Annotated in this window: 9 protein-coding genes and 2 pseudogenes; 3 read left to right on the top strand and 8 right to left on the bottom strand. The window is 71.7% G+C overall.

Annotation, left to right across the window (positions count from 1 at the left end):
• Positions 1 to 67: 67 nt before the first annotated feature.
• Positions 68 to 454 carry an MGMT family protein gene (locus FBY22_RS02935; RefSeq protein ID WP_142142333.1) on the bottom strand — a complete coding sequence of 129 codons (387 nt, stop codon included), beginning with the start codon at positions 452 to 454 and terminating at the stop codon, positions 68 to 70.
• Positions 455 to 640: 186 nt separating this feature from the next.
• Here FBY22_RS02935 and FBY22_RS02930 point away from each other — a divergent pair, with 186 nt between their 5' ends.
• The 3 genes from FBY22_RS02930 to FBY22_RS02920 all read left to right on the top strand — a co-directional run bounded on the left by FBY22_RS02930 (position 641) and on the right by FBY22_RS02920 (position 6,708).
• Positions 641 to 3,373, top strand: a complete 2,733-nt coding sequence (locus FBY22_RS02930) for a lysylphosphatidylglycerol synthase domain-containing protein (RefSeq protein ID WP_142142332.1) — start codon at positions 641 to 643, stop codon at positions 3,371 to 3,373.
• 94 nt (positions 3,374 to 3,467) lie between these two features.
• Positions 3,468 to 5,009, top strand: a complete 1,542-nt coding sequence (locus tag FBY22_RS02925; RefSeq protein WP_142142331.1) for an alpha/beta hydrolase — start codon at positions 3,468 to 3,470, stop codon at positions 5,007 to 5,009.
• A 136-nt stretch (positions 5,010 to 5,145) separates the two neighbouring features.
• Positions 5,146 to 6,708, top strand: coding sequence for an alpha/beta hydrolase (locus FBY22_RS02920; protein ID WP_142142330.1), 1,563 nt, complete (start codon positions 5,146 to 5,148; stop codon positions 6,706 to 6,708).
• 77 nt (positions 6,709 to 6,785) lie between these two features.
• On the opposite strand, the gene moeZ is transcribed toward FBY22_RS02920, so the two are convergent.
• The 7 genes and pseudogenes from moeZ to FBY22_RS02885 all read right to left on the bottom strand — a co-directional run.
• Complete coding sequence (gene moeZ, locus FBY22_RS02915; protein WP_142142329.1) at positions 6,786 to 7,964, bottom strand: adenylyltransferase/sulfurtransferase MoeZ; 1,179 nt, start codon at positions 7,962 to 7,964, stop codon at positions 6,786 to 6,788.
• A 63-nt stretch (positions 7,965 to 8,027) separates the two neighbouring features.
• Positions 8,028 to 8,777, bottom strand: coding sequence for a spherulation-specific family 4 protein (locus FBY22_RS02910; protein WP_142142328.1), 750 nt, complete (start codon positions 8,775 to 8,777; stop codon positions 8,028 to 8,030).
• Complete coding sequence (locus tag FBY22_RS02905) at positions 8,765 to 9,724, bottom strand: NAD(P)-dependent oxidoreductase (protein WP_142142327.1); 960 nt, start codon at positions 9,722 to 9,724, stop codon at positions 8,765 to 8,767. Before FBY22_RS02905 ends, FBY22_RS02910 begins: the two co-directional genes overlap by 13 nt.
• 334 nt (positions 9,725 to 10,058) lie before the next feature.
• Positions 10,059 to 11,321, bottom strand: a complete 1,263-nt coding sequence (locus FBY22_RS02900; RefSeq protein WP_142142326.1) for a hypothetical protein — start codon at positions 11,319 to 11,321, stop codon at positions 10,059 to 10,061.
• Positions 11,318 to 12,991: a DUF3492 domain-containing protein gene (locus FBY22_RS02895; protein ID WP_260844699.1), complete on the bottom strand. Its 1,674-nt coding sequence runs from the start codon at positions 12,989 to 12,991 to the stop codon at positions 11,318 to 11,320. Before FBY22_RS02895 ends, FBY22_RS02900 begins: the two co-directional genes overlap by 4 nt.
• 190 nt (positions 12,992 to 13,181) lie before the next feature.
• Positions 13,182 to 14,773 (bottom strand): annotated as a pseudogene (locus tag FBY22_RS02890) (dipeptide ABC transporter ATP-binding protein).
• Positions 14,770 to 15,063: pseudogene (locus FBY22_RS02885) on the bottom strand (ABC transporter permease subunit); the annotation flags it as partial. The pseudogenes FBY22_RS02885 and FBY22_RS02890, both read right to left, overlap by 4 nt.
• Positions 15,064 to 15,066: the final 3 nt, after the last annotated feature.

The following is a 15,066-nucleotide window of genomic DNA, read 5'->3' as shown; positions in this document are numbered from 1 at the left end:
CAGACATGCCCCTGTTCCCCCATACGGATCACGGGTCACACACGGGGTTGCCGGATGGCGGAAGCTGTCAGGTGTGACCCTCAGCGCGTCCGCCGCCGTCCCAGCGCGCCCGCTTCATGTCGAGGCGCGGCAGGTGGCCCTGGGCGGCCCTGCTCGCCTCCTTCAGAGGCGTGCCCTCGGCGCGGTAGTGGTCGAGCGCCCGCAGTTCGTGCCCGGGCAGCAGGACGCCGTCCGAGCGGACGACGCGCCACCAGGGCACGGCACCTCCGTAGAGGGCCATCACCCGGCCGACCTGCCGGGGTCCGCCCTCCTGAAGCCACTCGGCGACGTCCCCGTAAGTCATGACACGCCCGGGCGGTACCAGTTCGGCGACCTCGAGGACTCGCTCGGCGTACTCCGGCAGCGCGTCCGGGTGTTCCGGTCGGTCCTCGTGCGGCAGGCTCTCCTCGCTCATCCGGCCCATCCTGCCCCACGCCACCGACAGTGGGACGTGCTCGTGACCGTGCGTATCCCTCGCCCCCGGGCGGCGCTTCCGGCAGACTGTCCGCCCCCGCGTTTGCACCCTGATGCCCCCGTGTGTCGGTGGGGCATGCCACCATCATGCGGGCGGTGACCGGTGATACGAGATCAAGAAGAGACGATGAAGCAGCAGGGTGTGCACCCAGAGGACGCGGAGAGCACCTCTGACGCTTCGTCGCGCCCGGAACCCGTTTCCGGCGGCACGGGGACGTCCGCGAAGGCCTCGGACAGGGACGACGTCGACCTCGTCGAGGAGGCGCACATCGACGAGGTGGAGGGCGACGAACCGCTTCTCCCCGCGCGCGTGCACCGCCCCTCGGACCTGATGCGCCTGATGGTGGGCGTGCTGGGGATCGTGCTGCTGCTCGCGATCGCCGCGTTCGCGCACGGCACCACGTCGGGCCTCGAACAGGACATCAACAAGGGCACCGGGCAGGCGCCCGACCTGCTCATCAAGATCGCAGGGCTGGCCTCCAGCATCGCCATCCTGCTGGTTCCGGTCGCGTTCGCGATCGAGCGGCTGATCAAGCGCGACGGGCTGCGCATCGCCGATGGCGTCCTCGCGGCGGTCCTCGCGCACGGTGTGACGCTCGCCACCGACCTGTGGGTCGCCAAGGCCGCCCCCGGCTCCATCCAGGAGGCGCTCACCCAGCCCTCCCCCGGCGACATCCACGCCCTGACCGACCCGGTGCACGGATATCTCGCCCCCGTCATCGCCTACATGACCGCGGTCGGCATGTCACGGCGGCCCCGCTGGCGGGCCGTGCTGTGGATCGTGCTGCTCCTCGACGCGTTCTCGATGCTGGTCACCGGCTACACGACACCGTTCTCGATCATCCTGACGGTGCTGATCGGCTGGACCGTGGCCTACGGCACGCTCTACGCGGTCGGATCGCCCAACGTCCGCCCCACCGGCAGGACGCTGATGGCGGGCCTGCGGCACGTCGGGTTCCGCCCGGTGACCGCGGCTCGCGAGGAGGTGCCGGAGCCCCACGAGACCGGCGACCGCGGCCGGCGCTACTTCGTCACCCTGGAGGACGGGCCGCCCCTGGACGTGACCGTCGTCGACCGTGAGCAGCAGGCCCAGGGGTTCTTCTACCGCGCGTGGCGCAACCTCACCCTGCGCGGCTTCGCCACCCGCAGCAGCCTGCAGTCGCTGCGCCAGGCCCTGGAGCAGGAGGCTCTGCTCGCCTACGCGGCCATCGCGGCCGGCGCCAACGCGCCCAAGCTGATCGCGACCTCCGAACTCGGCCCCGACGCGGTGATGCTCGTCTACGAGCACACCGGCGGGCGCACACTCGACTCCCTGGCGGACGACGAGATCACCGACGAACTGCTGCACGACACCTGGCACCAGGTGCGGGCCCTGCAGTCCCGGCGCATCGCGCACCGCCGGCTCGTGGGCGACGCGATTCTGGTGGATCGTTCCGGCACGGTCATCCTCACCGACCTGCGCGTCGGCGAGATCGCGGCCGGCGATCTGCTGCTGCGCATGGACGTCTCCCAGCTCCTGGTGACGCTCGGTCTGCGGGTCGGCGCCGAGCGCGCGGTCGCGTCGGCGGTGGCCGTGCTCGGCCCGGACGCGGTGGCCGACTGCCTGCCGATGCTGCAGCCCATCGCCCTCAGCCGCACCTCCCGGGCGACCCTGCGCAGGCTGGCCAGGGAACGGGCCCAGCGCGAGCGTGAGGCGGTTCTGGAGGCGTCGCGGCAGGCCAAGCAGGCCCGCCTGGAGGCGGCCGACGACAGCGCCGGGCCCGTACTCGAAAAGCCCGACAAGAAGGCCGTACGGGCCGAGGCCCGGGCCGAGAAGCGGGCCATCGACGAGGCCATCGACGAAGCGCGGGAAGAGGATCTGCTCACGCAGATCCGCCACCAGGTGCTGCTCATCAGGCCGCAGGCGCCGGTCGAGCCGGCCCGGCTGGAGCGGGTGCGGCCGCGGACTCTGATCAGTTTCATCGCGGGTGCCATCGGCGCGTACTTCCTGCTCACGCAGCTCACCCACATCGAGTTCGGGCCGCTGATCGAGAACGCGCAGTGGGGCTGGGTCGTCGCGGCCCTCGCGTTCTCCGCGGCCAGCTACTTCGCCGCGGCGATGGCCCTGCTGGGGTTCGTGCCCGAGCGGGTGCCGTTCCTGCGGACCGTCGCGGCCCAGGTCGCCGGATCGTTCGTGAAGATCGTGGCGCCGGCGGCGGTGGGCGGTGTCGCGCTCAACACGCGTTTCCTGCAGCGCGCGGGCGTTCGGCCCGGCCTGGCGGTCGCGAGCGTGGGTGCCTCCCAGCTGTTCGGGCTCGGCTGCCACATCCTGATGCTGCTGTCCTTCGGCTACCTGACCGGCACCGAGAAGACGCCGTCGCTGTCGCCGTCCCGGACCGTCATCGCGGGTCTGCTGACGGTGGCGGTGCTCGTCCTGGTGGTCACCTCGGTGCCGTTCCTGCGGAAATTCGTCGTCACGCGCGTGCGCTCGCTCTTCGCCGGTGTCGTGCCGCGCATGCTGGACGTGCTGCAGCGGCCGCAGAAGCTGGTCACCGGCATCGGCGGCATGCTGCTGCTGACCGCCTGCTTCGTGATGTGCCTGGACGCCTCGATCCGCGCCTTCGGCCAGCAGGGCACCTCGCTCAGCATCGCCAGCGTCGCCGTCGTCTTCCTCGCCGGCAACGCCCTCGGCTCCGCGGCCCCGACCCCGGGCGGCGTGGGCGCCGTCGAGGCGACGCTGACGGTCGGTCTGATCGCCGTGGGTCTGCCCAAGGAGGTCGCGGCCCCGGCCGTACTGCTGTTCCGGCTGCTGACGCTGTGGCTGCCGGTGCTGCCGGGCTGGCTGGCCTTCAACCAGCTCTCCCGCAAGCAGGCACTCTGATACGACGCCTCGGTCGTGCGACGTCCGTACGCGCGCGTACCTCATACGGCCCGTGTCCCGAGCGGGTCGCCCGGCGCGGCCACAGGATGGAAGCATGCCGAAGCCTCCGCGCCTGCGGGCCGCTGTCCTGACCGCCGTACTGCTGTCCTCCGTACTGGCGGCCTGCAGCGACAACGCCGAGAACGACGAGGACCTGTCGGCCCAGAAGCTGCACTGGAAGGACTGCCCGGCCCCCTCCGCGGCGGAGGGCGGGGGCTCCGCGCCGTCCCCGCTGCCGAACGGCGGCACCTGGCAGTGCGCCACCATGAAGGCGCCGCTGGACTGGGGCAAGCCCAAGGGCGACACGATCGGCATCGCGCTGATCCGGGCGAGGACGAGCGGAAGCGCGAGCGAACGCATCGGTTCGCTCGTCTTCAACTTCGGCGGGCCCGGCGGCTCGGGCGTCACCACACTGCCCTCCTTCGGCCAGGACTACGCGAAGCTGCGCACCCGCTACGACCTGGTCAGCTTCGACCCCCGCGGAGTCGGCCGCAGCGCGCCCGTGAAGTGCGAGAACGACCAGCATCTCGACAACTACTTCCAGCAGGACGCCACCCCCGACGACGCCGCCGAGCGCACCGAGTTCGTGGACAACACCAAGAAGTTCAACTCGGCCTGCGAGAAGAACTCCAAGAAGGTGCTGCCGCACGTGCGCACCACCGACGCGGCCCGGGACATGGACCTGATGCGGCAGGTCCTCGGCGACGACAGGCTCTACTACTTCGGCATCTCCTACGGCACCGAACTCGGCGGCGTCTACGCCCACTTGTTCCCCCGGCACGTGGGCCGGGCCGTCTTCGACGCGGTCGTCGACCCGACGCAGAACGTCGAACAGAGTTCGCTCGGGCAGGCCGGCGGCTTCCAGCTCGCCCTGGACAACTTCGCCGCGGACTGCACCTCCCAGACCCAGCCCTGCCCGATCGGCGACAGCGCGCAGGACGTCAAGGACCGCATCGCCAAGCTCCTGAAGGACCTCGACAAGAAGCCGATTTCCGGGATCTTCCCGCGTCAGCTCACCCAGACCGCCGCGACCAACGGCATCGCGCAGTCCCTGTACTCGAAGGACTTCTGGCAGTACCTGACCGAGGGCCTGCAGGAGGCGTACGCCGGGGACGGCAAGATCCTGATGGCGTTGTCCGACTCGATGAACGGCCGCAGCGAGAACGGCGAGTACAGCAACATCACGGCCGCGAACATCGCCATCAACTGCGCGGACGACAAAGCCCGCTACGACACCGCCTACGTGCAGCACAAGCTCCCCGAGTTCCGGGCCGCCTCACCGCTCTTCGGCGACTTCCTGGCCTGGTCCATGGCCGGCTGCACCGACTGGGCCGTGGCGGGCGCCGCCGACCACCCCGACGTGAGCGCGGCCGGCTCGGCGCCGATCCTCGTCGTGGGCAACACCGGCGACCCGGCCACACCGTACGAGGGTGCGAAGAAGATGGTGAACGCGCTGGGCAAGGGCGTCGGCGTGGAGCTGACGTACAAGGGGCAGGGGCACGGCGCGTACGACAGCAAGAACAAGTGCGTGCAGAGCGCGGTGAACGGCTATCTGCTGGACGGGACAGTACCGGCCGCCGGAACCGTCTGTTCCTGACACAGCCCGGGATTCCCGGGTAAAAGTGCAGGTCAGGAGGTTATCCACAGGCCTGCGCGAGCTCGGCGTGATCTGCCTAGTATGGCCTGACCGCGGTCCGCTGCTCGATGCGGACGGCCTGTCAGGGGGGACGCACATGGCGCGATTCGCTCGGTGGACGGCTTTCGGAGCCGCCGCCGCACTGCTGGTGGCGGGCTGCAGCGGCGGCTCGTCGTCCGACGGCGGCGATGGCAAGGGCGGCTCGAAGACGAGTCCGGCCGCCTCGCCCTCGACCGGCTCTTCCGGTACGGCCGCCGCCCTGCCCTCCTCCCTGACCGCGCAGAAGCTCGCCTGGGGGCGCTGCAAGGCGACCGCGGACGCAGCCGCGCCGGGCAGCGACTGGCAGTGCGCGACCCTCAAGGTGCCGCTGGACTGGTCGAAGCCGGACGGCGGGACGATCGGTCTGGCACTGATCCGCGAGAAGGCCCGCGGCGGCAAGCGCCTCGGGTCGCTGCTGTTCAACTTCGGTGGCCCCGGCGGCTCGGGGGTGTCGACCATGCCGCAGTACGCGGCCACGGTGTCCGTGCTGCGCGAGCACTACGACCTGGTCAGCTGGGACCCGCGCGGAGTCGCCGCCAGCGAGGGAGTGCGCTGCCGCGGCGACAAGGCGATCCAGGCCGCCGAGGACATCGACGCCACACCCGACACCCCGGCCGAGGAGAAGGCGTACTTCCAGGACGCCGTCGACTTCGGCAAGGGCTGTCAGAAGGCCGCCGGAAAGATCCTGGCCCACGTGTCGACCACCGACACCGCCCGCGACATGGACCTGATGCGCCAGGTGCTGGGCGACTCGAAGATGCACTACTTCGGCATCTCCTACGGCACGGAACTGGGCGGCGTCTACGCCCATCTCTTCCCGAAGAACGTCGGACGGCTCGTCCTCGACGCGGTCGTCGACCCCAGCGCGGACTCGGTGGGACACGCGGAGAACCAGGCCCGGGGGTTCCAACGGGCGCTGGACGACTACCTGAAGTCGACCGGCCAGGACCCCGCGCAGGGCACACGGAAGATCGCGAGCCTGGTCGAGCGGCTCGACGCGCACCCGCTGCCGACCTCCTCCGGGCGCAAGCTGACGCAGACGCTCGCGCTCACCGGCATCGTCCTGCCCCTCTACAGCAAGTCGGGCTGGCCGGCCCTGACCAGTGCCCTGGACTCGGCGGAGCGGGGCGACGGCACCGAGCTGCTCTCACTGGCCGACGGCTACAACGAGCGGGACTCCTCGGGGCACTACGGCACGACGACCCACTCCCAGCGGGTCATATCGTGCCTGGACGACAAGCAGCGGCCGACCGCCGAACAGACGAAGAAGCTGCTGCCGACGTTCGAGAGGATCTCGCCCGTGTTCGGGGACTTCCTCGGTTGGGACACGGCCGGCTGGTGCCGCGACTGGCCGGTGGCCGGGCAGTACGACACCCCGGAGGTGAGCGCGCCCGGCGCGGCGCCGGTCCTGGTGGTCGGCAACACCGGCGATCCGGCGACGCCGTACGAGGGCGCCAGGAAGATGGCCGACGAACTGGGCAAGGGCGTCGGTGTGGAGCTCACCTGGAAGGGCGAGGGACACGGGGCGTACGGCAACGGGAGCGACTGCGTCGACTCGACGGTGAACGCGTATCTGCTCGACGGGAGGGTGCCGAAGGACGGCAAGGTCTGTGCGCGGTAGGCCGCGGTACGCAAAGGGGCCCGGCACCCGTGGTGCCGAGCCCCTTCCGGAACCTGGTGGACCGGCTTGTGCGGTTCCTAGTAGATCGGCTTGTCGGGCTCGATCTGGTTGACCCAGCCGATCACTCCGCCGCCGACGTGCACGGCGTCGGAGAAGCCCGCCGACTTCAGGACCGCGAGGACTTCCGCACTGCGGACACCCGTCTTGCAATGCAGGACGATCTTCTTGTCCTGCGGGAGGGTCTCCAGGGCGGTGCCCATGAGGAACTCGTTCTTGGGGATCAGCTTGGCGCCGGGGATCGAGACGATCTCGTACTCGTTGATCTCGCGGACGTCGATGATCTCGATGTTCTCGCCGTCGTCGATCCACTCCTTGAGCTGCTTCGGAGTGATCGTCGAGCCGGCCGCCGCCTCCTGGGCCTCCTCGGAGACGACGCCGCAGAAGGCCTCGTAGTCGATGAGCTCGGTGACGGTCGGGTTCTCGCCGCAGACCGCGCAGTTCGGGTCCTTGCGGACCTTGACCTGGCGGTACTGCATCTCCAGAGCGTCGTAGATCATCAGCCGGCCGACCAGCGGCTCGCCGATGCCCGCGAGGAGCTTGATGGCCTCGTTGACCTGGATGGAGCCGATGGACGCGCACAGCACGCCCAGCACGCCGCCCTCGGCGCAGGAGGGGACCATGCCCGGCGGCGGGGGCTCCGGGTAGAGGCAGCGGTAGCAGGGGCCGTGCTCGGACCAGAAGACGGAGGCCTGGCCGTCGAAGCGGTAGATCGAACCCCACACGTACGGCTTGTTCAGCAGCACGCACGCGTCGTTGACCAGGTAGCGGGTCGCGAAGTTGTCCGTGCCGTCGACGATCAGGTCGTACTGGCTGAAGATGTCCATCACGTTGTCGGCCTCGAGCCGCTCCTCGTGAAGGATCACGTTCACGTACGGGTTGATGCCCTTGACGGTGTCACGGGCGGATTCGGCCTTGGAGCGGCCGATGTCGGACTGGCTGTGGATGATCTGGCGCTGCAGGTTCGACTCGTCGACCTCGTCGAACTCCACGATGCCGAGGGTGCCGACGCCCGCGGCGGCCAGGTACATCAGCGCCGGCGAGCCCAGGCCGCCGGCGCCCACACAGAGCACCTTGGCGTTCTTCAGCCGCTTCTGCCCGTCCATCCCGACGTCGGGGATGATCAGGTGGCGGGAGTACCTGCGAACCTCGTCTACGGTGAGCTCAGAGGCTGGCTCGACCAGGGGTGGCAGCGACACGGGGACTCCGTTGGTCGGTCAATCAGTACGGTTGTTCTCCGTGTAACAGTGCCATGGCCTTTTTCATTCCGAGACACCCGTTCCGATCCGCGAGACGATGTCGTCCCAGTAGCCGGGCATGGTCTCCCAAGGGTCGGTGCGTCCGCCGCGGTCGGTGCGGTCCGTGAAGTAGATGGTCGAGGCGCCCTGCCAGCGGGCGATGCGGAGCGCTTCGTCGAGGTGGGGGCCCGGGACCCCGTGGACGAAGTGGCAGAAGCGGTCGGGCGGGTAGTCGGCCGTCCACTCGGCCACCTGCGACCAGCGGTAGTCGTTCCACGGCCCCGAGAAGGTGACCAGCTGGTCGGCGGCCTCCGCGTATCCGGGGTACGGGTGGGTGCCGTGGCCGAGGACGATGTGGGCGTCGTCACGGACGGCGCGGAGCGTGGTGACGGTGCGGCGGATCCCGGGAAGCGACGTGCGTTCGGTCGGGCAGCGGTCGAGGAGGAAGCCGTCGACCCGGTACCAGTCGATGTAGCGGTGCGCGTCGGAGATCATCTCGCCGAAGGTGCGGGCGCCGAAGGTGGCGTCGAGGTGGCCGAGGACGCGGACGCCCGCGTTGCGCAGGCGGCCGGCCGCCTCCAGGCAGTGCGGGTCGGGGCGGCTGCCGGGGCCGTCGGCGACGTTGAGGACCACCCAGTGCAGGGGTGTGCCCGGGCGGGTCAGTTCGCTCCATTCAGTGGGGGCGACGAGGGGGTGCGCGTAGCCGGGGATGCCGAAGACGGTGCGGAACGCCGTGCTCGGGGAGTACGTCTTGGTGCTGGTCAGATGCGGCATGCCGCCTCCATCCAGATGTCGGCGAGGGACTCTTCGAGGTTGATCCGGGGCCGCCAGCCGAGCCGGTCGCGTGCGGTGCGCACATCGGCCTGCTGCCAGCTGCCGCAGCCGTCCGGGTACGGGTACGCGACGGAGGCCACGTGGTCGGAATCACCGCGAGGGTGGCCGATCGGGGCGCGCAGCGGGCCGGGCGGGCCGTCGAGTTCGTGGAGGGCGCCGCCGTATCCGGCCACGCGGGCGAGGGTGGCGGCGGCGTCGCGCAGGCGGACGGCGCGGCCGGAGCCGATGTTGATGACGCCCTGGGCGGCGGACAGGCTCGCGGCGTGGACGGCCCGTGCCACGTCGCGTACGTCGACGAAGTCGCGCTGGGCGCCCAGGCCCGCGAGTTTGAGCTCGCCGTCGCCTGACTGCATGGCTCGGCGCATGGCCTCCGCGAGGCGGCCCAGGGGCGAGCCGGCCGGGGTGCCGGGGCCGGCGGGCGAGAAGACGCGCAGGACGACCGCGTCCAGGCCGGAGCCGAGGACGAGTTCGGTGGCGGCGAGCTTGCTCACGCCGTACGGGCCGCCGGGACGCGGGACGGCGTCCTCGGCCGTGGAGGAGCCGGGCTGGCTGGGGCCGTACTCGGCGCCGCAGCCGATCTGCACCAGACGGGCGCCGCAGCCGCTGCGGCGCAGGGCCTCGCAGACGGTGGCGACGGCGACGGTGTTGTGCCGGGTGAGTTCGCGGGCACCGCCCCGGGTGGCGCCCGCGCAGTTGACGACGACCCCCGGGTGTACCGCGTCGAGGAAGCGGGTGAGGGCGCCGGGGCTGCCGGACGCGAGGTCGAAGCGGACGTCGGCGTCGTCGCCCCGGCCGAGGGCGGTGAGCTGGACGGCCGGGTCGGCGAGGAGGCGGTCGGCCACGAAGCGGCCGAGGTAGCCGTTGGCTCCGATCAGCAGGACTCTCATCGGGCGGCTCCTTGGGCGCCGTCGGGGGTGGGGTGGGCGGTGGTCATCTGTGGTGCTCCTTCGAGGCGGGGGCCTCCGGGCGGTCGCACGGAGGCGGGGGCCTCCGGGCGGTAGCGCCGGGATGCCTGCGGCGCCTGTGCGGCTTTCGTGGTTTTGCGCGTGGCGCCTGGGGATGGTGGGTGGGTCGGGGCCGCGCCGGGGGGTGTCCGTCCTCGGTCGGGCGGTGCTGTCGGCCGTGTGGTGCAGTGTCCTGACGCCCGGCACTGCGGGCGGGCACCCCCCGGCACGGCCCCTCCTCGCCGTACGAGGCTGTCGCCGGCGTGTGATGGCCGGCTCAGCACGGGGGCTCCGGTGGGGTGTGGGCCGAGGCCCTGGTGAGGGTGCGAGCGGAGTGGATCAGCAGGATCAGTGCCGCTGTGGTGCAGGTGAGGGTCGGGATGCTTGCTGGTCCCCAGGTGTCGGCCAGCGTCTGTACGGGGGTGGCGAGCGGTGTGCAGCCGGGGAGGCGGGCTGCGAAGACCGTGGCCAGTGCCGTGGCTTCGGTGGTGGCCGTCGCCATGAGGACGGTGGCGGGGACGTGGGTGAAGCCGTGGGTCGTCAGGAGGCGGGCGAGGAACAGCAGGGCGCCCAGGGGGAGCGTGCTTGCGTAGGGTGCGGGCTCGCCCAGGGCCGCGCCGGTCAGGGCCAGCAGCGTCGTCAGGGCGATCAGGTAGAGCGTGAGGGTGGCGAGGAGAAGGGGGCGTACCGCTGTGGAGAAGTCGTCCAGGGCGCGGCTGGTGGTCAGTCTGCGGTGGGCGCGTGCGGCCAGGAGGTGGGCCGTCCAGGCCGCGGGGGCGCAGGACCACGCGAGGGCCAGGAGGGGGGCCGTGATGAGGGGCCAGGAGGCGTCGGCGGCGGCTGTGGGCAGGCCGTCGGGGCCGCCGGTGAGGGCTGCTTGCAGGAGGCCGTCGCCGAGTAGGGCGTAGGTGAGGAGCCAGGCGGTCCAGAGGGTGGTGCCGGGGGCGTGTGAGGTGGAGCCCGGTGGTGTGGGGTGAGTTGGGGCCAGGGGGCCGCGGGAGAGTGCTGCGCGCAGGGTCAGGGGGGTGGCCAGGGCGGCGGCTGCCGCGATGGCCGTGTGTGTCTGTCCGTCGGTGAGGTGAAGGGCCGTCAGTGTCGCCGTGGCCAGGACGCCGGGGAGGAGGGTGAGCAGTGCCCAGCCGGCGCGTACGCGGGAGGCATTGGTGGTCTTCGGGGGCTCGGACGGGTTCTCGTCTCGGGCGGCTCGGGCGAACATCTCCTCCGCGAGCGCGAAGACGTCGCGGTGACGGAAACGCGTGGCGGTGCGGTCGGTGATGCCGTGGGCCTCCAGGCCGGCCGCGATCTCCAGGGGGTCCACCGCCCGTGCGCACAGTTCCCGGTGACGGTGCATCAGTGCCTTCACGGGGTCGGCCGCGGTGCGGCGGGGGGCGGGCGGTTTTGCGTCGGCACGGGTGCGTGGGGTGGTTTCGCCGTCCGTGCGTGCGGGCGCCTCGTCCGTCATCGACTCCTGTGATCGCTCGTCCCATGCGCCGGGGCTGTGCGGTGTGCCCGGGCCGTCCAGTTCTCCCAGCTCGCTCATCGCGCACCCTCCGTGGCGCGGACCTGTGCTTCCGTCGCCCAGGCGGGGGCGCTGCGGGCCGCGACGTGGGCGCCGGTCCAGCGGCCCGGTACATGGGCCTCGGCGGGGACGGCGAAGGGCCGGGGCTCTCCGGTCTCGTCGACGACGACCCGGCGCACCGGGGTGCGCGCGACGATCTCCAGGTAAATGCCGTGAAATGCCGTGGTGTTCTGCTCGACGGTGAACAGTTCGAGTGCACGCGCGCGTGCGGCCGCGCCCAGCCGCTCGCGGCGCGCTGGGTCGCGCAGCAGCGCCACGCAGGCCTCGGCGAGCGCCCGCGGATTGCGGGGCGGAACGACGAGTCCGGTTCCGCCGATGACCTCCACGACCGCGCCGACGTCCGTGGAAACGGTCGCGCGGCCGCAGAACATGGCCTCGACCAGGCTGATCGGGAATCCCTCCACGACGCTGGAGAGAACCGTCACGCCGCCGGCGGCGTAGGCGTCGGCGGGGGTCGGCAGTTCGGGGCCGCCGATCTCGGCGAAGGAGACGGGGTTGTCGCCGACGGTGTGCGGGCCCTCGGCCTCGTCGGGGAAGAGCTGTGCGGCGAGGGCGCGGCAGTGGCCGAGGTAGGCCTCGCCCTCGGGGCCGGCCGGAGTGCCGATGATCCGCAGTCGGGTCTTGGGCTCCTCCTTGCGGATCTCGGCGAAGGCGTGCAGCAGCGACACCAGGTCCTTCGTGGGTTCGACGCGGCCGACCCAGACCAGCGTGTCGGGGTCGGCGCAGTCCGTGGACTCCCCTACCTCGGCGAAGGGCGAGGCGTCCATGCCGGGGTGGACCGTGCGGAGCTTGGCGCGGTCGGCGCCGCAGCGCTCCTGCCAGCGGCGGGCGTGCGCGTTGCCGGGTGTCACGATCGCGGCCCGGTCGTAGGTCTCGGCGGCGAGCCTGCCGTGGAAGGCGGCGAGCAGGGAGCGTACGGCGGGTGGGGCGTCCGTGGCGGCCAGGTAGTGCGTGCGCAGCCGCACGCCGTACTCGGTCAGCAGCAGGGGTACGCCGAAGAAGTGGCGGGCAAGCAGTCCGGGCAGCGCCGCCGGACCGCCGGTCGTGGCGTGGCACAGGTCGACCGCGCCGAGGTCGTCGTCCTGGTACCAGTCGAGCGAGAGGGGGCGCAGAGCGCGTTCGAGGTGCGCGGCGACGGAGAGCAGATCGGATACGCGCGCCTCGCGCGCCGCCCGTTGGGCGCCGGGCGCACGACAGGCGCGCTCCAGGGCGCGCACGGCGCTCTCGGAGCGCAGTGCGCCCCCTAGGCCGCCCCCGTCGTCGCGGGCAAGTTCGGCGAGCCCGTACAGCGCGCTGGCGAAACGGTCCGCCTCCAGGTTCGACACGGCCTCCTGGGAAACGGACGCGCACAGGACGGCCGCCAGTTCGCCGTAGCACTCGATGAATCGCCGGCGGGCGCGCCGCCCGTACACGACCCCGTCGTCCTCGGCCGCCCACAGCGGGGAGGTACGTACCCGGCCGATCTGCGGTGGCAATGCGACCCAGCCCTCGTCCTCCTGGCTCCGGCTGCTGCTGAGGGCGTAGACGTCGAACTCGTGCTGCTCGAGCCCGCGCACCAGCCGGTCGCACCAGAGCGTGGCGTCACCGCTCACATACGGATAGCCACCCTCCGTAAGCAGTCCGATGCGCACGTGCGCACCCCCGATCTCCCGTTTGGGGAGCCGCCGTTGACCCGGCGGCTCGCAGCGGGAAGAACGTATGCGGACAAGGCGGTGGCGCGATGGACGGTTGTCCATCGCACCACCAAAAGGGGTGAACGGTCGTAACTTTCCCGTGCGAGTTGCGTTCGATCGCGCTACGAGATCACGCAGTCACGTTCTGTCAGGGGGAGGCCGGTTCGCGCCGGGCCGTCCTGCGCCGGGCCGCCACCTCGGGGTCGAGCGCCGGTACGGCGGCCAGGAGCTGCTTGGTGTAGGGGTCCTGCGGGTTGTCGTACACCTCCTCGGCGGGACCTGACTCGACGATGCGGCCCTGGCGCATCACCGCGACCCGGTCGCTGACCCGGCGCACGACGGCGAGGTCGTGGGCGACGAAGACCAGCGCCAGGCCGAGTTCGCGCTGGAGTTCGCCGAGCAGCTCCACGACCTGGGCCTGGGTCGTCACGTCGAGGGCCGAGACCGGCTCGTCGCAGACGATGACGCGCGGGTCGGCCGCGAGCGCCCGCGCGATGCCCACGCGCTGGCGCTGACCGCCGCGAACTCGTGCGGATAGCGGTCGTAGTGCGCCGCTTCGAGCCCCACGCGCTCCAGCAGTTCCGTCACGCGCCCCCTGATCCGCGTCTCGTCGCGCTCGCCCCGCGCGCGCAGCGGGTCGGCGATCGACTCGCCCACGCTGCGGCGCGGGTTGAGGGAGGAAACGGGGTCCTGGAAGACCATCTGGACGGCCGGGTTCACGCCCACGCGCGCGTGGCCCTCGTAACGGACCTGCCCGGCCGTCGGCTCCAGGAGCCCCACGAGCATCCGCCCGAGCGTCGTCTTGCCGCTGCCGCTCTCGCCGACGACGCCGAGGGTCTCGCCCCGGTGGACGCGCAGCGACACGTCGTCGACGGCCGTGAACGCCCGCTTGCCGCGCCCGAATTCGCGCCGGAGTCCGGTCGCCTCCAGGACGATCTCGTCGGAGGCCCGCGAGGGGGCGCGCGGCGCGTCCACGCGCGGTACAGCGTCCAGCAGGCCGCGTGTGTACGCCTGGGTGGGCGACCTCAGTACGTCGCCGACCGGGCCCTGTTCCACCACGCGCCCGTGTCGCATCACCAGCACCTCGTCGACGCTCTCGGCCGCCACGCCGACGTCGTGCGTGACGAGCAGCAGCCCCAGGCCCGTCTCCTCGCGCAGGATGTGCAACAGGTCGAGGATCTGGGCCTGGACGGTCACGTCGAGGGCGGTGGTCGGCTCGTCGGCGATCAGCAGGTCGGGCCGGCAGGCGAGCGCCATGGCGATGAGCGCCCGCTGGCGCATGCCACCGCTGAACTCGTGGGGGCGCGAGCGGGACCGGCGCGGAGCGTCGGGTATGCCGACCCGCTCCAGCACCTCGACCGCACGCGCGCGTGCCGCTCGCCGTGACACGCGCGTGTGCAAGCGGTGCACCTCGGCGATCTGGTCGCCGATGGCGTAGTACGGGTCGAGGGAGGACAGCGGGTCCTGGAAGACCATCGCGGCCTTCCCTCCGCGCAGCCGCCGCAGTTCGTCCTCTGACGCCCGCTGTACGTCGGTGCCGGCCACCTCGATGGAGCCGCCGACCCGGCCGCCCGTGCCGCGGTGCAGGCCCAGGAGGGCCGAGGCGACGGTGGACTTGCCGGAGCCGGACTCGCCGACCAGGGCAAGCGCGGCGCCCGGCGCCAGCCCGAAGGAGAGGCCGTCGACGGCCTTCAGGGCGCCGAACCCGACGGTCAGGTCCGTGACTTCGACGAGACTCACGTCAGTACCACCCGTCGGTCGGCCACCGCGTACAGGACGTCCGCGACGGCGTTGGCGAGGACCACGAAGAAGCCGATGACCAGGACCATGCCGACGACGACCGGCAGGTCGACCACGTTGACGGCGTGGACGAGTTCCTGACCGATGCCGGGAAGGCCGAAGAGGGTCTCGGTGAGGACGGCGCCGCCCACCATCGCGCCGACGTCGTTGGCGTTCAGCGCGATGATCGGCGCGAGGGCGCCGCGCAGGGCGTGGCGGCCGACGATCGACCGCTCGCTGGCGCCGTCGGCGCC

The organism is Streptomyces sp. SLBN-31 (genome assembly GCF_006715395.1).
In the GTDB taxonomy this organism is placed as follows: domain Bacteria; phylum Actinomycetota; class Actinomycetes; order Streptomycetales; family Streptomycetaceae; genus Streptomyces.
Note: the sequence above shows the minus strand (reverse complement) of the source record. Positions and strands in the feature narration are given on the sequence as shown.